Origin of the sequence: Pseudomonas sp. A34-9 (assembly GCF_029543085.1) — a bacterium.
Lineage (GTDB): Bacteria > Pseudomonadota > Gammaproteobacteria > Pseudomonadales > Pseudomonadaceae > Aquipseudomonas.
Genome location: NZ_CP119967.1, coordinates 5,672,132 through 5,694,085, shown reverse-complemented (window position 1 = coordinate 5,694,085; position 21,954 = coordinate 5,672,132). Strand labels below are relative to the sequence as shown.

At 59.7% G+C, this 21,954-nt stretch carries 22 protein-coding genes; 11 read left to right on the top strand and 11 right to left on the bottom strand.

Annotated elements, in window-relative coordinates:
- Nucleotides 1–19: 19 nt before the first annotated feature.
- The 8 genes from rodA to P3G59_RS25435 all read left to right on the top strand — a co-directional run bounded on the left by rodA (nucleotide 20) and on the right by P3G59_RS25435 (nucleotide 7,659).
- Nucleotides 20–1,123, top strand: a complete 1,104-nt coding sequence (gene rodA, locus P3G59_RS25470; RefSeq protein WP_052229404.1) for a rod shape-determining protein RodA — start codon at nucleotides 20–22, stop codon at nucleotides 1,121–1,123.
- Nucleotides 1,124–1,140: 17 nt separating this feature from the next.
- Nucleotides 1,141–2,151: a lytic murein transglycosylase B gene (gene mltB, locus P3G59_RS25465; RefSeq protein WP_123448255.1), complete on the top strand. Its 1,011-nt coding sequence runs from the start codon at nucleotides 1,141–1,143 to the stop codon at nucleotides 2,149–2,151.
- A complete protein-coding gene (locus tag P3G59_RS25460) occupies nucleotides 2,151–3,161 on the top strand; it encodes a septal ring lytic transglycosylase RlpA family protein (protein WP_277759432.1) in 1,011 nt (336 codons plus the stop codon). The genes mltB and P3G59_RS25460 overlap by 1 nt, the downstream gene beginning before the upstream one ends.
- Before the next feature lie 187 nt (nucleotides 3,162–3,348).
- Complete coding sequence (locus tag P3G59_RS25455) at nucleotides 3,349–4,506, top strand: D-alanyl-D-alanine carboxypeptidase family protein (protein WP_007909601.1); 1,158 nt, start codon at nucleotides 3,349–3,351, stop codon at nucleotides 4,504–4,506.
- 85 nt (nucleotides 4,507–4,591) lie between these two features.
- A complete protein-coding gene (locus P3G59_RS25450) occupies nucleotides 4,592–4,867 on the top strand; it encodes a DUF493 domain-containing protein (protein ID WP_277759431.1) in 276 nt (91 codons plus the stop codon).
- The gene (gene lipB, locus P3G59_RS25445) at nucleotides 4,867–5,514 is read left to right on the top strand and encodes a lipoyl(octanoyl) transferase LipB (RefSeq protein WP_038361904.1); all 648 of its coding nucleotides are present in this window, start codon (nucleotides 4,867–4,869) and stop codon (nucleotides 5,512–5,514) included. The genes P3G59_RS25450 and lipB overlap by 1 nt, the downstream gene beginning before the upstream one ends.
- 25 nt (nucleotides 5,515–5,539) lie before the next feature.
- Nucleotides 5,540–6,538 carry a lipoyl synthase gene (lipA, locus tag P3G59_RS25440; RefSeq protein ID WP_160768663.1) on the top strand — a complete coding sequence of 333 codons (999 nt, stop codon included), beginning with the start codon at nucleotides 5,540–5,542 and terminating at the stop codon, nucleotides 6,536–6,538.
- 173 nt (nucleotides 6,539–6,711) lie between these two features.
- Nucleotides 6,712–7,659 carry an LD-carboxypeptidase gene (locus P3G59_RS25435; protein ID WP_277759430.1) on the top strand — a complete coding sequence of 316 codons (948 nt, stop codon included), beginning with the start codon at nucleotides 6,712–6,714 and terminating at the stop codon, nucleotides 7,657–7,659.
- Nucleotides 7,660–7,744: 85 nt separating this feature from the next.
- Here the strand turns inward: P3G59_RS25435 and P3G59_RS25430 are convergent, their stop codons facing one another.
- From P3G59_RS25430 to leuS, 5 genes are all read right to left on the bottom strand, one after another.
- Complete coding sequence (locus P3G59_RS25430) at nucleotides 7,745–9,067, bottom strand: lytic murein transglycosylase (RefSeq protein ID WP_277759429.1); 1,323 nt, start codon at nucleotides 9,065–9,067, stop codon at nucleotides 7,745–7,747.
- Between the two features lie 60 nt (nucleotides 9,068–9,127).
- Nucleotides 9,128–9,292 carry an alternative ribosome rescue factor ArfA gene (gene arfA / locus P3G59_RS25425; RefSeq protein WP_277759428.1) on the bottom strand — a complete coding sequence of 55 codons (165 nt, stop codon included), beginning with the start codon at nucleotides 9,290–9,292 and terminating at the stop codon, nucleotides 9,128–9,130.
- Between the two features lie 136 nt (nucleotides 9,293–9,428).
- On the bottom strand, nucleotides 9,429–10,466 hold the full coding sequence (gene holA / locus P3G59_RS25420) for a DNA polymerase III subunit delta (protein WP_277759427.1): 1,038 nt from the start codon (nucleotides 10,464–10,466) through the stop codon (nucleotides 9,429–9,431).
- Between the two features lie 39 nt (nucleotides 10,467–10,505).
- Nucleotides 10,506–11,111: an LPS assembly lipoprotein LptE gene (lptE, locus tag P3G59_RS25415; RefSeq protein WP_277759426.1), complete on the bottom strand. Its 606-nt coding sequence runs from the start codon at nucleotides 11,109–11,111 to the stop codon at nucleotides 10,506–10,508.
- A gap of 87 nt (nucleotides 11,112–11,198) precedes the next feature.
- A complete protein-coding gene (gene leuS, locus P3G59_RS25410) occupies nucleotides 11,199–13,805 on the bottom strand; it encodes a leucine--tRNA ligase (RefSeq protein WP_277759425.1) in 2,607 nt (868 codons plus the stop codon).
- A 254-nt stretch (nucleotides 13,806–14,059) separates the two neighbouring features.
- On the opposite strand from leuS, the gene P3G59_RS25405 reads away from it, so the two are divergent.
- Together P3G59_RS25405 and P3G59_RS25400 are read left to right on the top strand one after the other, a co-directional pair.
- Nucleotides 14,060–14,383: a hypothetical protein gene (locus P3G59_RS25405; RefSeq protein WP_038361885.1), complete on the top strand. Its 324-nt coding sequence runs from the start codon at nucleotides 14,060–14,062 to the stop codon at nucleotides 14,381–14,383.
- 104 nt (nucleotides 14,384–14,487) lie between these two features.
- Nucleotides 14,488–15,255 carry a YdcF family protein gene (locus P3G59_RS25400; RefSeq protein ID WP_277759424.1) on the top strand — a complete coding sequence of 256 codons (768 nt, stop codon included), beginning with the start codon at nucleotides 14,488–14,490 and terminating at the stop codon, nucleotides 15,253–15,255.
- 122 nt (nucleotides 15,256–15,377) lie between these two features.
- Here P3G59_RS25400 and lnt read toward each other — a convergent pair whose 3' ends face one another.
- The 5 genes from lnt to miaB all read right to left on the bottom strand — a co-directional run bounded on the left by lnt (nucleotide 15,378) and on the right by miaB (nucleotide 20,757).
- Nucleotides 15,378–16,901: an apolipoprotein N-acyltransferase gene (lnt, locus tag P3G59_RS25395; protein ID WP_277759423.1), complete on the bottom strand. Its 1,524-nt coding sequence runs from the start codon at nucleotides 16,899–16,901 to the stop codon at nucleotides 15,378–15,380.
- 17 nt (nucleotides 16,902–16,918) lie between these two features.
- Nucleotides 16,919–17,758 (bottom strand): HlyC/CorC family transporter, encoded by an 840-nt coding sequence (locus tag P3G59_RS25390; RefSeq protein ID WP_007909641.1) that lies wholly within the window; start codon nucleotides 17,756–17,758, stop codon nucleotides 16,919–16,921.
- 5 nt (nucleotides 17,759–17,763) lie between these two features.
- Nucleotides 17,764–18,258, bottom strand: a complete 495-nt coding sequence (gene ybeY / locus P3G59_RS25385; protein ID WP_277759422.1) for an rRNA maturation RNase YbeY — start codon at nucleotides 18,256–18,258, stop codon at nucleotides 17,764–17,766.
- Nucleotides 18,251–19,249 carry a PhoH family protein gene (locus tag P3G59_RS25380; RefSeq protein WP_277759421.1) on the bottom strand — a complete coding sequence of 333 codons (999 nt, stop codon included), beginning with the start codon at nucleotides 19,247–19,249 and terminating at the stop codon, nucleotides 18,251–18,253. The genes ybeY and P3G59_RS25380 overlap by 8 nt, the downstream gene beginning before the upstream one ends.
- Nucleotides 19,250–19,428: 179 nt before the next feature.
- Nucleotides 19,429–20,757, bottom strand: a complete 1,329-nt coding sequence (gene miaB / locus P3G59_RS25375) for a tRNA (N6-isopentenyl adenosine(37)-C2)-methylthiotransferase MiaB (RefSeq protein ID WP_277759420.1) — start codon at nucleotides 20,755–20,757, stop codon at nucleotides 19,429–19,431.
- Nucleotides 20,758–20,890: 133 nt separating this feature from the next.
- Between miaB and P3G59_RS25370 the strand changes: the two genes are divergently transcribed.
- Nucleotides 20,891–21,220, top strand: a complete 330-nt coding sequence (locus P3G59_RS25370; protein WP_003185742.1) for a DUF1820 family protein — start codon at nucleotides 20,891–20,893, stop codon at nucleotides 21,218–21,220.
- Between the two features lie 48 nt (nucleotides 21,221–21,268).
- Here P3G59_RS25370 and P3G59_RS25365 read toward each other — a convergent pair whose 3' ends face one another.
- Nucleotides 21,269–21,823 (bottom strand): tetratricopeptide repeat protein, encoded by a 555-nt coding sequence (locus P3G59_RS25365; protein WP_003228518.1) that lies wholly within the window; start codon nucleotides 21,821–21,823, stop codon nucleotides 21,269–21,271.
- Nucleotides 21,824–21,954: the final 131 nt, after the last annotated feature.

The following is a 21,954-nucleotide window of genomic DNA, read 5'->3' as shown; positions in this document are numbered from 1 at the left end:
GCTCTCCAGTGAGGATGTGATGCGTCGCCGCGCGACGCTGCTGCAAAGACTGCATATCGATGGCCCGTTGCTGATCCTGCTGCTGATCCTCGCCGCCGGCAGCCTGTTCGTGCTGTACTCGGCCAGCGGCAAGAGCTGGGACCTGCTGGCCAAACAGGCTACTTCGTTCGGCATCGGCCTGGTCTCGATGATCGTCATCGCCCAGTTCGAGCCACGTTTCATGGCGCGCTGGGTGCCGCTCGGCTACGTGATCGGCGTGGTGTTGCTGATGGTGGTCGACATCATGGGCCACAACGCCATGGGCGCTACACGCTGGATCAACATTCCCGGAGTGATCCGCTTCCAGCCCTCGGAATTCATGAAAATCCTGATGCCGGCGACCATCGCCTGGTATCTGTCCAAGCGCACGCTGCCGCCGCAACTCAAGCACGTCGGTATCAGTTTGATGCTGATCGGTGTGCCGTTCGTGTTGATCGTGCGCCAGCCTGACCTCGGTACTTCGCTGCTGATTCTTGCCGGTGGCGCGTTCGTGCTGTTCATGGGCGGGCTGCGCTGGCGCTGGATTCTCAGCGTGCTGGCGGCGGCGATTCCGGTGTCGGTGGCGATGTGGTTTTTCATCATGCACGACTACCAGAAGCAGCGAATCCTGACCTTCCTCGACCCGGAAAGCGATCCGCTCGGCACGGGCTGGAACATCATTCAGTCGAAAGCCGCGATCGGTTCCGGCGGTGTGTTCGGCAAGGGCTGGCTGCTCGGCACCCAGTCGCACCTGGACTTCCTGCCGGAAAGCCACACCGACTTCATCATTGCCGTACTCGGCGAAGAGTTCGGCCTGGTGGGCATCTGTGCGCTGTTGCTGATCTATCTGTTGCTGATCGGCCGAGGACTGGTGATTACCGCTCAGGCGCAAACGCTGTTCGGCAAATTGCTCGCCGGTGCGTTGACCATGACGTTTTTTGTTTACGTTTTCGTCAACATCGGTATGGTCAGTGGCCTGTTGCCGGTCGTAGGGGTGCCATTGCCGTTCATTAGCTACGGAGGAACTTCGCTGGTGACGCTGCTGTCAGCGTTTGGGGTTTTGATGTCGATCCATACCCATCGCAAGTGGATCGCACAGGTTTGAATAAGGTGAAGAGTTCAATGCAAGTAATGCGTGGCTGGGCGACTCGATGCGCGCCGCTGGTTGGCCTGATGGGCCTACTGGGCAGCGTGCAGGAAGCGCTGGCCGGCGAATACGAAGGCTCGCCTCAGGTGGCCGAGTTCGTCGGTGAAATGACCCGCGACTATGGTTTCGCCGGTGAGCAGTTGATGGCGGTGTTCCGCGAGGCTCAACGCAAACAGGCGATTCTCGACGCCATTTCCAAGCCTGCCGAGCGGGTCAAACAGTGGAAAGAATATCGCCCGATGTTCATCACCGATGCGCGTATCGCTCGTGGTGTGGACTTCTGGCGTCAGCACGAGGCGACGTTGGCCCGTGCCGAGCAGGAATACGGCGTACCGGCACAAGTCATCGTGTCGATTATCGGTGTTGAAACCTTTTTCGGACGTAATACCGGTAATTACCGGGTGATCGATGCCTTGTCGACGCTCGGTTTCGACTATCCTCCCCGTGCCGAATTTTTCCGCAAGGAACTGCGTGAGTTCCTGTTGCTGGCCCGTGAAGAACAGGTCGACCCACTGACCCTCAAAGGCTCGTACGCCGGGGCCATGGGCTTGCCGCAGTTCATGCCGAGCAGCTTTCGCGCGTATGCGGTGGATTTCGACGGTGACGGCCACATCAATATCTGGAACAACCCGGATGATGCGATTGGCAGCGTCGCCAGCTACTTCAAGCGTCACGGCTGGGTCGCGGGTGAGCCGGTGGTCAGCCGTGCCGATGTCCGCGGCGAACAGGTCGATGAAGGCCTGACCACTGGCATCGAGCCGACGAAGACCGTCGGAGAGTTGCGAGCGCTGGGCTGGTCAAGTCATGATGCGCTGCGCGATGATATGCCGGTTACTGCATTTCGCCTCGAAGGCGACAACGGCCCTGAATACTGGATGGGCCTGAAGAATTTCTACGCGATCACGCGTTATAACCGCAGCGTGATGTACGCCATGGCCGTACATCAACTGTCTGAACAGCTGGTACAAGCACGGGGCGTCAAGTAATGCGGGCATTGCCTAACAATAAACCCCTGAAGCTGGTGGCATTCGCTGCGTTGGCGGTATTGGTCGCCAGCTGCACGACCAGCCGATCCCCGACGCCGAAAACCTCCAATACCGTTGTGCGAGCGCAGCCGGGTCTGGATATCAACCGCGCGCACAAAGATGGCGCGCCGTGGTGGGACGTCGATGTTTCGCGCATTCCTGATGCCACGCCGACCCTGCACACCGGTCCGTACAAGGCCAACCCGTACACCGTACTGGGCAAAACCTACTTCCCGTTGCAGGAATCCAAGACCTACGTCGCCTCCGGCACGGCGTCCTGGTATGGCACCAAGTTTCACGGTCAGAACACTGCCAATGGCGAGGTTTACGACCTGTACGGCATGAGTGCCGCCCACAAGACATTGCCACTGCCAAGTTACGTTCGGGTGACCAACCTGGACAACAACCGCACAGTGATCCTGCGGGTCAACGATCGTGGGCCGTTCTATTCCGATCGCATCATCGACTTGTCGTACGCCGCCGCGAAAAAACTCGGTTACGCCGAAACCGGTACGGCGCGCGTCAAGGTTGAAGGCATCGATCCGCAGCAATATTGGGCCGCCAAGGGCCGTCCGGCACCGTTGATGCTCAACGAGCCGCAGGTCGCGCAGAACAGCGCTCCGGTGATCACGGCCTCGGCCGGCACTGTCGAGCAGTGGACGCCGCCGCCGCAGCAACACGCCTCTGACACCGTCCCGGTGCCGATGAGTGCAAAAAAAAACGCTTCTGCAACAGCAACTGGCCAGTATCTGCAGGTGGGCGCGTTCGCCAACCCGGACGCTGCAGAACTGCTGAGGTCGAAGCTCAGCGGGATGGTGAGCGCTCCGGTGTTCATCAGCTCGATCGTGCGCAATCAGCAGACCCTGCACCGGGTTCGCCTGGGGCCGATCGGCTCGCCGGGTGAAATTGCCCAGGTGCAGAACAGCGTGCGCCTGGCCAACCTTGGTTCGCCAAGTGTGGTCACCGAGTAATACGTAGAACTTGATTGACGGTTCACTTGCGGTATTGGGGGGTGAACCAGGTTGTTGGCTCGTCGAAGAACAAAAGCCCGGCAAGGGTGACTGGAGTGAGCAACTGAACACGCGATGGCTCGTTAGAAAGTCATCTGATTAAATTTTGTCCGCAAGGACAGTTTCCATTAGCGATTTCGAGAGACGGATGAACATCACCACCTTTGCCAAACGCCTGTGTCTGCTAGTCCCGCTGCTCCTCTCGCCAGCCGCCTTCGCGGCCGAGATGATGCCGTCGCCACCGCAACTGGCCGCCAAAGCCTACGTTCTGATGGATGCCAGCAGCGGCAACGTGCTGGTCGAGAACAATGGCGACCAGCGTCTGCCACCGGCCAGCCTGACCAAGCTGATGACCGCGTACATCGCGACCCTGGAAATCCGTCGCGGCCAGATCGGTGAAAACGATCCGGTGACCGTCAGCGAAAACGCCTGGCGCACCGGCGGTTCGCGGATGTTCATCAAGGTCGGCTCGCAGGTGACTGTCAGCGACCTGCTGCACGGCATCATCATCCAGTCCGGCAACGACGCCAGCGTCGCGCTGTCCGAGCACATCGCCGGCAGCGAAGACGCCTTCGCCGACCTGATGAACAAGACTGTGGCTGATCTGGGCATGACCAATTCCCACTTCATGAACCCGACCGGTCTGCCAAACCCTGAGCACTACTCGTCGGCTCACGACATGGCGATCCTGGCCCGCGCGATCATCCACGAAGATCCGGCTCACTACGCGATCTACTCGCAGAAAGAGTTCTTCTGGAACGGCATCAAGCAGCCTAACCGCAACCTGCTGCTGTGGCGCGACAAGACCGTCGACGGTCTGAAAACCGGTCACACCGACGAAGCCGGCTACTGCATGGTGTCCTCGGCTGTACGTGACGGCCAGCGCCTGATCGCCGTGGTGTTCGGCACCAACAGCGAAGTGGCTCGCGCCGCTGAAACCCAGAAGCTGCTGACCTACGGCTTCCGCTTCTTCGAAACCCAGACCTTCTATCAGAAGGGCACCGAACTGGCTCAGGCCCCGGTGTGGAAAGGCACCACCAATCAAGTCAAGGCCGGCCTGGCTGAAGACCTGACCATGACCCTGCCAAAAGGCCAGCTGAAGAAGCTCGCTGCGAGCATGACCATGAACCCGCAACTGACAGCGCCAATCGCCAAGGGCGACGTGATCGGTAAAGTCGAAGTCAAACTGGAAGACAAGGTGGTGCACAGCGCTGACCTGATCGCTCTGGATGGCGTCGAGGAGGGTGGTATCTTCCGCCGCATGTGGGATAGCATCCGTCTATTCTTCTACGGCTTGTTCAACTGATTTGTGTTGACCTGCATGGCCCCGCCCCGATCCGGTGCGGGGCCATGTGCGTTACCACGGCTTGCGCTCTAGAGGCCGTTACGCCATGACCGATACCGAAGTAAAGGCGCCAAAGATCGAATTCCCGGTGAAGGATTATCCCGTTAAGGTGATCAGCGATACCGGCGTAGGCAACAAGGACAAGATCATCGACATCGTCAAGAAACACGCGACCATCAATGATGAGCGCATCGACGAACGTCAAAGCACCAACGGCAAGTACACCACCATTCAGTTGCACATCGTCGCAACCGACCAGGATCAGCTGTACAACATCAACAGCGAACTGCGGGCGACCGGCTTCGTGCATATGGTGTTGTGATGTCTGGCACGCTGGGCTTTCGTGAGCTCGGCCAGATGGCTTACGAGCCGGTCTGGCATGCCATGCAACGTTTTACCAACGAACGCGGCAGCGATGCCGCCGACGAAATCTGGCTCGTCGAGCACCCGCCGGTGTTCACTCAGGGCCAGGCCGGCAAGGCCGAACACTTGCTGCTGCCGGGTGATATCCCGGTGGTGCAGGTCGATCGCGGCGGGCAGGTGACTTATCATGGTCCCGGCCAGTTGGTGGCTTATCTGCTGCTGGATGTACGCAAGCTGGGTTTCGGCGTGCGTGATCTGGTCAGCCGCATGGAGCTTTGCCTGATCGAACTGCTGGCCAGCTACGGGGTAACTGCAGCGGCCAAGCCAGATGCTCCCGGCGTGTACGTCGATGGAGCGAAAATCGCTTCTCTGGGTTTGCGGATTCGCCACGGTTGTTCCTTTCATGGCCTGGCCCTGAACGTGGATATGAACCTGGAACCGTTTCGACGGATTAATCCCTGCGGCTACGCCGGGCTGGCGATGACCCAGCTCAGCGATCACGCAGGATCGATTGAATTTGCCGAGGTAAGTGCCCGGCTGCGTGCGCAGCTCGTCAAACACCTCGACTATGCTGAGCAGACGACCCTGACGGGCGGAATCGACTGATATGACTACTGATGCAGTGCAAACCATGATCCCGACGCTCGACGTGACCGAGCGCCCGGCCCCGCGTCCCAAGGTAGAAGCCGGCGTCAAGCTGCGCGGCGCCGAGAAGGTTGCACGCATCCCGGTAAAGATCATTCCGACCACCGAACTGCCGAAGAAACCTGACTGGATTCGCGTGCGCATCCCGGTGTCGCCGGAAGTCGACCGGATCAAGAGCCTGCTGCGCAAACACAAGCTGCACAGTGTTTGCGAAGAAGCCTCCTGCCCGAACCTCGGTGAATGCTTCTCCGGCGGCACCGCGACCTTCATGATCATGGGTGACATCTGCACCCGTCGCTGCCCGTTCTGCGACGTCGGCCACGGTCGTCCGAAACCACTGGACGTCAACGAGCCGGAAAGCCTGGCCATCGCTATCGCCGACCTCAAACTCAAGTATGTGGTGATCACCTCGGTTGACCGCGACGACCTGCGTGACGGCGGTGCCCAGCACTTTGCCGACTGCATCCGCGAAATCCGCAAACTGTCGCCGAACGTGCAGCTGGAGACTCTGGTTCCGGACTATCGTGGCCGCATGGACATCGCCCTGGAAATCACTGCCGCCGAGCCGCCGGATGTGTTCAACCACAACCTGGAAACCGTGCCACGCCTTTACAAGGCTGCGCGTCCGGGTTCGGACTACCAGTGGTCGCTGACCCTGCTGCAACGCTTCAAGCAGATGATGCCGCACATTCCAACCAAATCCGGCCTGATGCTGGGTCTGGGCGAGACCGACGAAGAAGTCATTGAAGTGATGAAGCGCATGCGCGAACACGACATCGACATGCTGACCCTCGGTCAGTACCTGCAACCGTCGCGCAGCCACTTGCCGGTACAGCGTTTCGTGCACCCGGACACCTTCGCCTGGTTCGCCGAGGAAGGTTACAAGATGGGCTTCAAGAACGTTGCCTCGGGCCCGCTGGTGCGTTCTTCGTACCATGCCGACGAGCAGGCGAAGCTGGTCAAGGCTGAGCTGCTGGGTTCCTGATCCGGCGCTGAATGAAAAGACTGCCCGCCGAGGTTTTAACGCCCGGCGGGCATTTTTTTGCCCGCCTTACATTCGATGCTGATTTTTCCTGCAACCTGCGGCGTGGCCGACCCTCTTCTGTTTGCCCCCGTTCCTGACTACTGTGTGTGCATGACTCACAGGGAGATCCAAGGATGACCGTTCGACCGACCCACACACTTTGTCCGCACAGAACCGTGCCCGCGCTGCCCTCGGAAGGGTTGATCGGCGTCATTGCGCCTGCGGGTCCCGGAGCTCTGGACACCGAGAAAGCGCTGCAATGGATGCGCGCCCGTGGTTATGGGCTGAAGGTGTTTCCCGGTGTCTATGAAAAGGACGGCTATCTGGCGGGCAGTGACGATGTGCGCCTGCGCGATCTGCACGCGGCGTTCGCTGATCCTGAGGTCGACGCCATCATTTGCTTGCGCGGCGGTTACGGTACGCCGCGCCTGCTCGACCGAATCGACTATGACCTGCTGAGCCGCAACGCCAAGCCATTCGTCGGCTACAGCGATATCACTGCGTTGCATCTGGCCATCAGTCGTTATTCGGGGTTTGTGACCTTTCACGGGCCTTTGCTCAATGCCGATCTGCTTGGTGACAAGGAGCCGCCGACCGTCACTTCGTTTTTCGCCATGCTGCGCGGGCAATTGAAGGCGGGAAGTGTGTTCAGCCATCCGGTGGCTTATCCGTTGACCACTGTCGAGCCTGGTATCGCGCACGGGCGCTTGCTCGGCGGCAATCTGGCGATGATCGCTTCGACATTGGGCACGCCATACGAAATCGACGTCGAGGGGGTGATTCTGCTCATCGAAGATATCAACGAGCCGCTCTATCGCATCGACCGCTTGCTGACCCAGATGCGCCTGGCCGGCAAGCTGGCCAAATTGCGCGGCGTGCTGGTCGGGGACGTGGCGGGGGTGGATGTCGCCGCACTGAACCGTTTGCTCAAGCAGACTTTCGAGCCGTTGCGGATTCCGGTGTTATCGGGGTGGCGTAGCGGGCATTGCGATCCGAACCTGACGCTGCCGATGGGTGCGCTGGTGCGGCTGGATGCGGGGAAGAAAGAGTTGATGCTGGAGCAGGATGTGGTGATCCGATAAAGCAAAAGATCGCAACCTGCGGCAGCTCCTACAGGAACGGATTCCAATGTAGGAGCTGCCGCAGGCTGCGATCTTTGATCTGGCTTTATTGAGTTCGCAGGCTCTCAAGCAGCTTATGCGTCGGATAACCATCCGCCGGCCAGCCAAACGACTGCTGGGCACTGCGAATCGCTTTACGGGTATTGGCGCCGATGATCCCGTCCGCTGTGCCGGCATCGTAATTGCGAGCGCTCAGCAGGGTCTGTAATTCCATACGCTCGGTGCGGCTCAGCGGCAGGTCATCTTTCGGCCAACTGCCATTGATCAAACCGCCGCCGTTGAAACGCTCGGACAAAAGGCTCACCGCCAGGGCATACGACGAGGAGTTGTTGTACTTGAGGATCGCCCGGAAGTTGTCGAGGATCAGGAACGCCGGGCCACGGTAGCCGGCGGGCAGCAGCAAGGCCGCGGACAATTGTTCCGAACCGGCTGGGACCTGAGCGCCGTTCGGCAGGATTACGCCAAGCTGACGCCATTCGGCGACGCTCTTGCGAATCGCACCATCAGCCAGCGTGTAATTGAAACTGCTCGGCAGTTGCACTTCGAAACCCCACGGCTGCCCGCGCTGCCAGCCTGAGCTTTGCAGATAATGCGCCGTCGAGGCCAACGCATCGGCAGGGCTGCCCCAGATATCGCGGCGACCGTCACCGTCGAAGTCCACGGCGTGAGTGTTGTAAGTGGTCGGAATGAACTGGGTCTGCCCCATCGCGCCAGCCCAGGAACCGAGCATCTTCTCCGGCGTGATGTCACCCTGTTGCAAAATCTGCAGCGCAGCGATCAATTGCGCATGAGCAAAGCCCGGCCGACGGCCTTCGTAAGCGAGGGTGGCCAGCGAGTTGATCACCGACTTGCTGCCCTGGAACTGGCCGAAGTTGCTTTCCATGCCCCACACCGACACCAGCGCCTGGCGGTCGACGCCATATCGCTGTTCGATGCTTTGCAGAATATCGGCATACTGAGTGATCAGTGTCTGGCCTTTACGCACACGCAGTGGCGAAAGCGCGCCATCAAGGTATTCCCACACCGGGCGGGAGAACTCCGGCTGACTGCGGTCGGCCCGAATCACGCTGGCGTCGAAGCTGACATTGGCAAAGGCGCGATCGAACAGCTCAGGGCTGATCCCGGCGGCCAGCGCATCTTTGCGAAAGCCTGCCTGCCATTCGGCAAAAGTCTGGGTCGGCTGAAGATCAAGGGGGTCGGCGGACGGCACTACCGGCGGGATAATCGCTGGGGCCGTGGCGACAGGAGCGGCTTGAAGGGGTTGCGCATCGGCGGCGGTCGGTTTTTCCGCGCAGGCGACAAGCAGAATGAAGCTGGAGGCAGCGATCAATTGGCGGACAGGCCAACGACGGGAAAGACTTAGGGGCATGCACAGTTCCAGGAAAACGAATCAGGTGCAGACCTTAACATGACCGGGGGGTACTGCGCTTTAAGCGGCCAGAAAGTAAGAAGCCTCCCAGCTGTCAGACTGGAAGGCTTCGCGGCGGTAGCTGCCTTTACCCTTGGTTGGTCGTTCCTGGCGACTGCGGAACAGGGTCTGGGCGACGATGGATTTGGCCTTGTTGGGGCCATGTTTCGATGGCTTTTTGCTCATGAGCGTTCTCTCGAGTGAGTGGGTTTTGCGCCGCAGATAATCTGCTCATGCTATAGAAAAGTCAAAAGATCGCAGCCTTCGGCAGCTCCTACAGGGATCGGTGTAGGAGCTGCCGAAGGCTGCGATCTTTTTGATCTTATTCGGCAGGCAGTGAAATTCGTTGGCCAGCCATCAACAGCGCCAAGCGACTCAGACTCATCCAGGGTGAGCCGGCCGCCTGCCCCTTGATTTGTGCATCGATACGCTGCGCCTCAAGCAACAACTGCGCCCAGCGTTGTGCCGAGTAGCGTTGCAAGGCTTTGCTCATCAACGGTTTGCGCTTGTCCCAGACGGGGGGCCTCGCCTGACTGAAGCACTTGTCCAGCGGCGTACCCTGGCTGTATTGCAACGAGATATTGGCCAGCAGACGCAACTCCCGCGCAAGCGCCCAGAGAATCACCGGCGGCTCAACACCTTCACCGCGCAATCCTTCAAGCATGCGCAACGCGTGCGCCGGCTCGCCGTTGAGCACGGCGTCGGTCAGACCAAACACATCAAACCGCGCACTGTCCGCCACAGCGGCTTGTACGGTCTCAACAGTGATTTGCCCACCTTCGGCCATCAGCTTGAGCTTTTCGATTTCCTGCGCGGCAGCGAGCAAGTTGCCCTCGACACGTGCAGCAATCAATTCGACCGCGTCCTGGCTGGCCGACAGCCCGGCTTGCGACAGACGCTGACGAATCCAGCTTGGCAGTTGATTGGCGTCTACCGGCCAGATCTGGATGAACTGGGTCTGTGGGCCTTCAACCAGCGCCTTGCCCCATTTGGTCTTCTGCGCGCTGCCATCGAGCTTGGGCAGGCTGACGAGAAGAACCGTGTCTTCAGCAGGACGCGAGCAGTATTCGATGAGCGCAGCTGCGCCTTTGTCACCCGGTTTACCCGAAGGCAGACGCAGTTCCAACAGACGTTTTTCTGCGAACAACGACATGCTGGCGCCGGCCTGCAACAACGTGCCCCAATCGAAATTGGCGTCGGCGGCGAAGACCTGGCGTTCGTCGAAACCTTGCTGGCGCGCAGCACTGCGGATGGCGTCGGCGGCTTCCTGACACAACAGCGGGTCATCGCCGCTGATGATGTAGACGGGGCCGAGAGCACCTTGCAGGTGTTTACCGAGTTGGGCGGGAGCGAGCTTCATAAGAAAGGTCGAACGGGGCGCCTGAGCGCCCCGAACGTCTTACTGCTGCGGTATTTCGAGCGGCGACTGACGCGGGGTTTCCGCTTCAGCCTTTTGCGCCGCTTGCAGTGCATCGGCTTCTGCCTTGGCGCGATCATTGGCCGCTTGCTGCAGTTGTTGCAGTTGGCCCGGCGTCAGTTGCTGCAGACGCAACATCATGCGCTGAACCAGCTCGCGACGCATTTCGCGACGGGCGTCGTTGGCTTCCTGATCGGAGCCCACGAGGTTGTTACCGTCGTGGATGAACACCTTTTGCACTTCAAGCTTGTCGCTCAGCAGTTGCAGGTTCTTGTCGCCACGGATCTCGTAGTTCAGGACCGTGTTGACTTGATATTCACCTGTACGGCCAGCACCGGCGTAACTGAGGATGCGCTGGCTTTCCTGCTCGTCAGCCAGGAACAGCTTGTACGGTGCGCCGCTGTAAACCTTGACGCCGCTCGACTCCAGCACCTGACGCAGTTGCGTGACCGTCTCGCCGTAGGCGTTGCGGGCGCTCAGATCAAGTTCCTTGATTGTCAGCTCGTTGGTGCCGGTGCCGCGCAGCTGGAAACCGCAGGCGCTCAACAGAACGGCGAGGCCCATCACCAGCAGATTGCGTTTGATCATTGTGTTGCTCCCCTTGAAACCACGTGGGCCGACGGTGCGGCCCGAAAGGTTTTACTTGGCGTCAGGCGAACCTGACGCCCGATCCAATTAGCTGGCGACGATATTGACCAGTTTCCCGGGCACTACGATCACTTTACGAATGGTCAGACCGTCGACGAAACGCAGTACGTTTTCGTTGGCGCGTGCTGCCGCTTCCACTTCTTCACGGGTTGCGCTGGCTGGCATGTCGATCTGGCCACGCAGCTTGCCGTTGACCTGAATAACCAGGGTCAGGCTGTCCTGCACCAAAGCGCTTTCGTCCACTGCTGGCCAACCGGCGTCGATCACTGCGTCGGCGTGACCCAGTTGATTCCACAGTTCGTGGCTGATGTGCGGCGTGATCGGTGCCAGCAACAGCGTTACGGCTTCCAGGCCTTCGTGAACCAGCGCGCGATCCTGCTCGGTGCCTTGTGCGGCTTTTTCCAGCACGTTCATCAGCGTCATCACCTGAGCGATGGCGGTGTTGAATTTGTGGTTCTGGCCGACGTCGTGGCTGGCCTGCTTGATGGCCAGATGGATCGCGCGGCGCACGGCTTTTTGTTCGTCATTCAGGCTGGCGATGTCCAGTTTGCCCGGCAGGCCTTGAGTGACATGGGCCTGCGCCAGACGCCAGACGCGCTTGAGGAAGCGGTGCGAGCCTTCAACGCCGGAGTCGGACCATTCGGCGCTCATGTCTGGCGGCGAGGCGAACATCATGAACAGGCGGCAAGTATCGGCGCCGAACTGATCGATCATCGACTGTGGGTCAACGCCGTTGTTTTTTGACTTGGCCATTTTCTCGGTGCCACCGATTTCCACCGGCAGACCGTCGGATTTCAGCTTGGCGCTGATGACCTTGGCTTTGCTGTCGCGCTCGAGTTCCACGTCCGCCGGGTTGAACCAGGTGTAGGCACCATTGGCTTCGCGACGGTAGTAAGTCTCGGCGATCACCATACCTTGGGTCAGCAGGTTCTTGAACGGCTCGTTGGAGCTCACCAGGCCTTCATCGCGCATCAGCTTGTGGAAGAAGCGCGCGTAGAGCAGGTGCAGAATGGCGTGTTCGATACCGCCGATGTACTGATCGACCGGCAGCCAGTGATCGGCGGCGGTTTTTTCTACCAGACCACCTTCAAAGTGCGGCGAGGCGTAACGGGCGTAGTACCACGACGACTCGACGAAGGTGTCCATGGTGTCGGTTTCACGCTTGGCAGGCTGGCCGCATTTCGGGCAGCTGCATTCGTAAAACTCAGGCATGCGTGCCAGCGGCGAACCGGCGCCATCCGGCACCACGTCTTCCGGCAGGACCACAGGCAGTTGATCTTCCGGCACCGGTACGTCACCGCACGCATCGCAGTGGATGATCGGGATCGGGCAGCCCCAGTAGCGCTGACGGCTGATGCCCCAGTCGCGCAGGCGGAACTGAGTACGCGAGGCGCCCAGTTCTTTCTTGATCAGGGCGACTTCCATGGCGTCGAACGCGCCGGCGAAGTCGAGACCGTCGAACTCACCGGAGTTGATCAGCGTGCCGTGCTCGCCGTAAGCGTCTTGCCACGGGGCCGGGTTGGTATCGCCGGAGCTGGTACGCACTACGGATTTAACCGGCAGGTTGTACTTGTGGGCGAATTCGAAATCGCGCTCGTCGTGCGCCGGTACAGCCATGACCGCGCCGTCGCCGTAGTGCATCAGCACGTAGTTGGCGACCCACACCGGGAGTTTTTCTCCGGTCAGTGGGTGCTCGACGAACAGGCCGGTCGGCAAGCCTTTCTTCTCTTGAGTGGCGACGTCGGCTTCGGCCACGCTGCCGCCTTTGCATTCAGCGATGAACGCTTGCAGCTCGGTGTTGTTTTTTGCGGCCAGAGTGGCCAGTGGGTGCTCGGCAGCCACGGCGACATAAGTCGCACCCATCAGGGTGTCCGGACGGGTGGTGAAGACTTTCAGAGTGCCGGCTTCGCCGATGGAATCGACGTTGTACGGGAACTGCACTTCCATGCCGCGGGATTTGCCGATCCAGTTGCGCTGCATGGTCTTGACCTGTTCAGGCCAGCCAGTCAGTTCGTCGAGGCTCTCCAGCAACTCATCCGCGTAAGCGGTGATCTTGAAGTAGTACATCGGGATTTCGCGCTTTTCGATCAGCGCGCCGGAACGCCAGCCGCGACCGTCGATCACCTGTTCGTTGGCCAGAACGGTCTGATCGATCGGGTCCCAGTTCACGGTGCCGTTTTTACGGTAGATCACGCCTTTTTCGAACAGGCGAGTGAACAGCCATTGTTCCCAGCGGTAGTAATCCGGTTTGCAGGTGGTGACTTCGCGCGACCAGTCGACCGCCAGACCCAGGCTGCGCAGCTGGGTTTTCATGTAGGCGATGTTTTCGTAGGTCCACTTGGCCGGGGCGACGTTGTTCTTCATCGCAGCGTTTTCTGCCGGCATACCGAACGCGTCCCAACCCATGGGTTGCAGAACGTTTTTGCCAAGCATGCGCTGGTAGCGGGAGATCACGTCGCCGATGGTGTAGTTGCGCACGTGCCCCATGTGTAGCTTGCCGCTGGGGTAAGGGAACATCGACAGGCAGTAGTAAGTTTCCTTGCCTGGCTGTTCACTGACTTCAAAGGACTTTTGCTCGTCCCAGAACGACTGGGCGGCGGCTTCGATTTCACGGGGCTGATATTGTTCGTGCATGGCTACTTTTGTACTGGATAGGGGTGGCCTAATCCTCTTCAACGCAGGTTCCGGGGTGGCCCGGACGAGCTGGAAGTGGAATTACAGGAAGCGCCGTAGCATACATGACCGCGCTTGGCCTAGGGAAACCCTGATTACAGCTGTTTGTCCCGACAAATCCGTGGCGAGGGCCGTTGGTCGCGGCGTGCAGCCGGTTTGTGCAGCGAAGCTAAGCTCTAACTGGGGAGTGAGTCTTATCTTCAATGAGGTGAGGGATGGTGGAGCAACGGCAAAAAAACGTGACTAAACCCGAGTTGTACGAGAGGTTGATCGACCGTCTGGGTATGGCCCTGGACGCAGTAAAAACCGCTGACCGGCTGCGCGACGAGCGCCCCCTGGAACTGGAATTGCGTGGCTTGAGCCCCGCCGAGTTCAAACTGGTCAAGGCCTATCTGGATCGCAGTGAACGTGAATCGCATGGATGCCTGTCACAAGCAGTGAAGCAGCTCGATGCAGCACATTCGGCCAAGGTTATCTGGCTCAAGGACAAGGCACCCGGCAGAGACACCGTCAAGGTTCGCTCTTTGCAGGCCAAGTAAGCGCATGGCAGGTTAGGAACCGGATCTTTTTCAACAGGATCCCACCTATTGGTTGTAACGCTTTATTAACACTCTTAGGCTTCGGGCATCTCTGGAGATGCTCGATGCCCTTTCGTTATTTCATCAAACAACTTTTATTGCCGCCCGGCATTCTTTTGCTGCTGTTGCTGGCTGCGTGGTGGCTTCGCCGCTCACGGCCGCGAATCGCTGGCGTGTGTTTTGCCCTTGGTTTTGGCGGGCTGTGGCTCATGAGCCTGCCGGTGGTCGTGCAATGGGGCGCCAAAGCGCTGGAGCGCGAGCCGCCGCTGGCACGTGAAGAATGGGCGACGCTGGCGCAACGAGCGGATGCCATTGTGGTGATGGGTTCCGGGCGCGAGCGCGGCGATCTGGCCTGGGGTGAGGATCAGCCGACCGGCGTAGGGCTTGAGCGTCAGCGTTATGCCGCGCGGCTGGCGAAAGCCTCGGGCTTGCCGATTTTGACCACGGGCGGCCTGCATTACGGGACGCCGCCGACCGAGGCAAAGTTGATGGCGGATTCTTTGCGAGACGACTTTGGGGTGACAGTGCGTTGGCAGGAAGGCGAGAGCCGGACGACGTGGGAAAACGCGAAATTCACGGCTGATATCTTGTTGCCGCAGGGAATCAAGCGCGTAGTGGTGGTCACGCAGGCCTGGCATATGCCGCGCTCGGTGTGGAGTTTTCAGCAGGCGGGATTTGAAGTGGTGCCGGCGCCGGTCGGGTTTCTGGGGACCGATAATGCCAGACCGTTTGGTGGCTGGTTGCCGGAATTCAAATCGATCTGGCAGAGCGGGCAGTTGCTGAATGAGGCGGTGGGGCAGGTGGGGTATTCGTTGTTCTACCGCGGTGACTGATCGTTCCCACGCTCTGCGTGGGAATGCATCCCGTGGCGCTCTGCGCCACATCCGAAGCGGAACGCGGAGCGTCCCCGGCGGCATTCCCACGCGGAGCGTGGGAACGATCATTGTTGGGGGCTTTAAAGCGTTTTCGACATCCGGCTGGCCATCAGTGCCCAGCCAAACAGCAGCAAGCACACGATGATCAACGGCCATGAGCGCCATTGCAGGTACGGCGTCAGGTTATGCATCGGCACCACTTCGCCGTAGAGAATGCCCTGTTCAAACTGCGGGATCTGCTCGGTGATCTGCCCGAACGGGTTGATCAGGCCGGTCACGCCGTTGTTGGTTGCACGAATCATCCAGCGCCCAGCCTCAAGCGCGCGCATCTGCGCCATCTGCAAATGTTGCAGCGGGCCAATAGAGGTGCCGAACCAGGTGTCGTTGCTGATCGTCAGCAGCAGATCACTGCGCGCCGACAGGCCAGCGGCGAATTCCGGATACACCACCTCGTAGCAGATGAAAGGTGCGATCTGATAACCCTTGGCTTGCAACAGTGCCTGATCCGCCGGGCCACGAGCGAAGTCGGACATCGGCAGGTCGAAGAAGGCGATCAGCCCGCGCAGGATATCCTGCAACGGCACATATTCGCCGAACGGCACCAGTTTTTGCTTCAGGTAAGTGCCATCACCTTCGCCTACGACAGTGATGCCGTTGAAGAAGCGTTTTTCGTGACGCACCGTTTCGCGAATGGGTACGCCGGTGATCAGTGCTGATTTACGCTCGGCGGCGAAGTTGCCCATCATGCTCAGGTAGCCCTCGGCGGACTCCTTGAGTACCGGCACGGCGGTTTCCGGCCAGATCAGCAGGTCCACCGGTTTCGAGCGGAAACTGAGATCGCGGTAAAGCGCCAACTGTGCGTTTAGCTCCGCCGGGTCCCATTTCATGCTTTGCGCAACGTTGCCCTGAATCGCGGCAACGGACAGCGGCGCACCGGACGGGCTGGTCCAGGCGTGGCCCTTAAGCGCAATGCCGGCCACCCAAGGGCCAACCAGCAGCACCAAACCTGCGGCAACAAAACCTTTGCGGCCGGTTTGCAGTAGACGCGGCGTGTTGTAGATCAATGCTGCGGTCAATGCCAGAACGAACGACACCAGCCACATACCACCGACTGGCGCGAGTCCGGCCAACGGCCCGTCGAGCTGGCTATAACCGGAGTACAGCCACGGGAACCCGGTGAGGAACCACCCGCGAAACGCTTCCTGGCCAACCCACAACGCAGCAAATGCCAATGCATCGGCCAGTGGCGCCTCGTTGCGACGCAACCAGCGCGCCCAGAGCCAGGCGGGCAAAGCGAAGAAAAAAGCGATCGCCGCTGTGAACAGCAGCATCAGGAACCCGGCCAGCAGCACCGAAGCGCCGCCGAAATGGTGAATGCTGTAATAGATCCAGCTGGTGCCGGCGCCGAACAGGCCGAAACCGAAACACCAGCCACGGCCCAGCGCCTGACGCGGGCTCAGTTCGCGCAAACCGGCATAGAACAAGCCGACCGCCAGCAAAGCCAGCGGCCAGATGTTGAAAGGTGCCAGAGCGAAGGTGGTGATTGCACCGGCCGCCACGGCCAGCAGGTTACCGGGCCAGCCGGGGCGGGTTGTCCAGCGCATTTCAATCCTTAGATGTATTACCGAGCGATTGGGGTCAGTCGCAGCAAATGAATCCGACGGCTGTCGGCGTTCAGGATGCGGAAGCGATAGGCGCCGATTTCAGTGATTTCGTTGCGTTTTGGCAAGTGCCCGAACGCGCTCATCACCAGGCCGCCAACGGTGTCGAACTCGTCATCGGAGAATTCGCTGTCGAAGAACTCGTTGAAGTTCTCGATCGGCGTCAGGGCCTTGATCAGGAAGTCACCGCTCGGCAGCGGCTTGATGTAGCTGTCTTCTTCGACGTCGTGCTCGTCTTCGATGTCGCCGACGATCTGCTCCAGCACGTCTTCAATCGTTACCAGGCCCGCCACGCCGCCGTATTCGTCGATGACGATGGCCATGTGGTTATGGTTGGCGCGAAATTCACGCAACAACACATTCAGACGCTTGGACTCCGGCACGAACGTGGCCGGGCGCAGCAGGTCCTTGATGTTGAAGCTGTCGCCGTTCTCCTTGAGGATCAGCGGCAGCAGATCCTTGGCCAGCAGCACACCCATCACGTCGTCATGGCTTTCACCGATGACCGGATAGCGCGAGTGGGCCGAGTCGACCACGGCCGGGAGGAATTCACGCGGTGTCTGGGTCGCCTTGATGCTGATCATCTGCGAGCGCGGCACCATGATGTCGCGTACTTGCAGGTCAGCCACCTGAATGGCGCCTTCGACGATGGCCAGCGCTTCGCTGTCCAGCAGTTTGTTCTGATGTGCATCACGCAGCAGCTCAAGCAGCTCCTGACGGTTCTTCGGCTCGTGGGCAAAAGCCTGGGTCAGTTTACCCAGCCATGACTTCTGCCCGTTGCTCGATCGATCTTCGCTCATAGCGATTACTCTGAATCCTTTGTTGTAACGATAGGGGATGTTTCGGGTTCGTCGTCCGCGTACGGATCGGGATAGCCCAATTCGGCAAGCAACTCGCGTTCCAGTGCTTCCATTTCTTCGGCTTCCTCGTCATCTATATGGTCGTAACCAAGCAGATGCAAGCAGCCGTGAATGACCAGATGTGCCCAATGGGCCTTTAGTTCCTTGCCTTGTTCGGCGGCTTCACGCTCGACCACGGCCACGCAGATCACCAGATCGCCGAGCAGCGGGATGTCGAGAAACTCGTCGGGCACTTCGGCCGGGAACGACAGGACGTTGGTCGCGTAATCCTTGTGACGCCAGGTGTGGTTGAGCTCGCGGCCTTCTTCCTCGTCGACCAGACGAATGGTCATTTCCGAGTCAGCGGTGCGCTGGCGCAGGGCCAGTTCACACCACAGACGGAAGTCGACTTCACTCGGCGCGCTCGCTTCAGTCGCGATTTGCAGGTCTAGCTCAAGCATTTCGCGAGGTGTCCTTGGGGGCTTCGTCACGGTTTTCGAAGCGCTCGTAGGCTTCGACGATCCGCTGGACCAAAGGATGGCGCACGACGTCTTTAGGCTGGAAGTGCGTGAAGCTGATGCCCGGCACGTCTTTGAGCACTTCAATCACGTGGTGCAGGCCCGACTTGGTGCCTTTCGGCAGGTCGACCTGGGTGATGTCACCGGTGATCACTGCTGTAGAGCCGAAGCCGATCCGGGTCAGGAACATTTTCATTTGTTCGACGGTAGTGTTCTGGCTTTCGTCGAGAATGATGAAGCTGTTGTTCAGCGTGCGACCGCGCATGTAGGCCAGTGGCGCAACTTCGATCACCTGACGTTCGATCAGCTTGGCCACGTATTCGAAACCGAGCATCTCGTAGAGCGCATCGTAGAGCGGGCGCAGGTACGGGTCGATCTTCTGCGACAGGTCGCCGGGCAGGAAGCCGAGTTTTTCACCCGCTTCAACCGCCGGACGGACCAGCAGGATGCGGCGGATCTGCTCGCGCTCCAGTGCATCGACCGCGCACGCCACGGCCAGATAGGTCTTGCCGGTACCGGCGGGGCCGATGCCGAAGTTGATGTCGTTGCCGAGGATTTCCTTCACATAGCGCAGCTGATTCAAGCCGCGTGGGCGAATCATGCCTTTCTTGGTGCGCAGGGCGACGGAGGCTTCGGCGGGGGCGTGATTGTCCAGCTCGACGACGGCCGATTCCTGCAGGAACAGGTGCACCAGGTCCGGCGACAGCTCGGTACCTTTGGTTTCGCGGTACAAGCGGCGCAGCAGGTTTTCCGCAGACGTGGTGTGTTTGGGGTCGCCGATCAGCTCGAACTGATTTCCGCGGTTGCGGATCTCGATGGTCAGGCGCTGTTCGATCAAGCGCAAATGCTCGTCGAATTGCCCGCACAGATTGGCGAAGCGGCGAGCCTCAAAGGGCTCGAGGATAAAACGATGTGGTTCTATGGGTGCGTTCAAGGTCGTATTTAGCCGCCCTGGGGCAATTAAGATGAAATCAAGGATAACGCCAGAGGCTTGGGTGCGAAAGCTCTTAAATATTCTTGGCGTCGAGACCGTCAGGATCGCAGCCTCCGGCAGCTCCTACAGGGGGAATGCGATCCATGTAGGAGCTGCTGAAGGCTGCGATCTTTTGCGTGTTATTGGATCAGCGAGCCGCGCAGCGAGTGCGGTTGCGCCGCGTCGATGTACACGTCGGCGAACTGGCCGATCAGGGTGGGATTGTCGCAGCGGAAGTTGACGATACGATTATTCTCGGTGCGCCCTTGCAGCTCGCCCGGGTCTTTCTTCGAATAGTCGGTCACCAGAATGCGCTGGACCGAGCCGACCATCTGTCGGCTGATCTCGAAACCTTGCTGATTCAAGCGATGTTGCAGCGCATTCAGGCGCTCCTTCTTCAACTCTTCCGGAGTGTTGTCGGCCAGATCGGCAGCCGGGGTGCCCGGGCGCTGGCTATAAACGAAGGAATAGGAGAAGTCGAAACCGACGTCGGCAATCAGCTTCATGGTCTGTTCGAAATCTTTCTCGGTTTCGCCCGGGAAGCCGACGATGAAGTCCGAGCTGATGCAGATCCCCGGCACAGCGGCGCGCAGTTTGCGCAGCTTGGATTTGTACTCCAGCGCCGTGTGGTTGCGCTTCATCGCTGCGAGAATCCGGTCGGAACCCGATTGCACCGGCAAGTGCAGGTGTTTCACCAGTTCCGGGACATCGGCGTGGGCCTGGATCAGGCTGTCGGAGAACTCCAGCGGGTGCGAAGTGGTATAGCGAATACGGTCGATGCCATCGATCGCGGCGACGACACGGATCAGCTCGGCGAGATCGGCCAGACGACCGTCGTGGGTGGTGCCGCGATAGCCATTGACGTTCTGCCCGAGCAAGGTCACTTCACGCACGCCGTTTTCGGCGAGATGGATGACTTCGGCGATCACGTCATCGAACGGCCGGCTGACTTCTTCGCCGCGGGTATATGGCACCACGCAGAACGTGCAGTACTTGCTGCAGCCTTCCATCACCGACACGTAGGCGCTAGGGCCATCGATGCGCGGCTCCGGCAGGTGGTCGAATTTTTCGATTTCCGGGAACGACACGTCGACTTGCGGCAGCTTGGTGATGCGCGCGGCGTCGATCATTTCCGGCAGACGGTGCAGGGTCTGCGGGCCGAACACGACGTCGACGTACGGCGCGCGATCCCGGATCGCCGCACCTTCCTGACTGGCGACGCAACCGCCGACGGCGATCACCATCTCCGGGTTGGCCAGTTTCAGTTCGCGCCAGCGGCCGAGCTGCGAGTACACGCGGTCTTGCGCGCGCTCACGGATCGAGCAGGTGTTGAGCAGAATCACGTCGGCGTCTTCCGCGCGAGCGGTGACTTCCAGGGCCTGATGTTCACCCAACAGATCGACCATGCGCGAGCTGTCGTACTCGTTCATCTGGCAACCGTGGGTTTCGATGTAAAGCTTCTTGGCCATGGATTAGTGTCGTCACGTGATTCAAAGAACCCGGCATTATAGGGAACAAGCCCGCAGGTTCCTACCGCTGTGCGTCCGGAGGCTATGCTATAGTTTGCGCCCTCATTTTTATCCCCGATGTTATCCCCCCGCCATGACCAAACGCGAAGCTCCAATCTATAAGGTGATTTTCCTCAACCAGGGCCAGGTGTTCGAAATGTACGCCAAACAGATCTATCAAAGTGATCTGTGGGGTTTTCTGGAAGTGGAAGAGTTCGTCTTTGGCGAGCGCACGCAAGTGGTCGTCGATCCGAGCGAAGAAAAGCTCAAGGCGCAGTTCGAAGGCGTGGTGCGCAGCTTTGTGCCGATGCATTCGATTGTGCGCATCGACGAGGTTGAGCGTCTGGGTACCCCGAAAATCAGCGAAGCCCGTGGCGCGGTCGGCAATGTGATGCCGTTCCCGATGCCGATGCCTGAGAAGTAAGCCGGTTCAGATGATCGTTCCCATGCAGAGCGTGGGAACGATCGCTGATCAGGGAAGAGGTGAGAAAGGCGTACGCCCATCGGCGCTCTGCAGTTCCATCAGGTATTTACGGAAAATTTGCCCGAGCACCTGCGTGGCGGTTTCGAGGTCTTCGCGGGACATTTTTTCCGAGACTTCGTCGGCCGTGTCGAGCGCGTCTTCAGCGCCGTTGACTGCAGCCATCTTCAGCACGATGTACGCCTGAATGTTGTTGGCCTGCACGCCTTCACCGTGGAAGAACATGGTGCCCAGTTTGAATTGCGCCTGAGCGTGGCCTTGCAGCGAGGCTTTTTCGAAGTAGCTCAGGGCTTGATTGAGGTCGCGCGGCGCATTCTTGCCGTCGTAGTAGAACTCACCCAACTCGTATTGCGCTTGCGCATCCCCTTCGTCCGCCGCTTTCTGGCAGGCGGCCAGTGCCTGCGTGACGTCTTGCGGCTGAGTATTGAGGGTGCAACGACCCATCGCCGGGATCAACAACGAGTTGCCGCCTGCTTGTGCATGCGCGAGCAGGGGCTGAAGGAGCAACAGGCAGCCCAAGGCAAGGGTGCGGCCGGTGCGGTTCATGGGAATCGACTTACCTCTGAAGGGCACGCGGACCCATCGAGGGATCCAATAAGCGCGCATTATGAAATAAGCAGGGCCAACCTTACAAAGTCTTTACTCGTTTTTCTGCTGCGCGGGGAATATATCGCCCA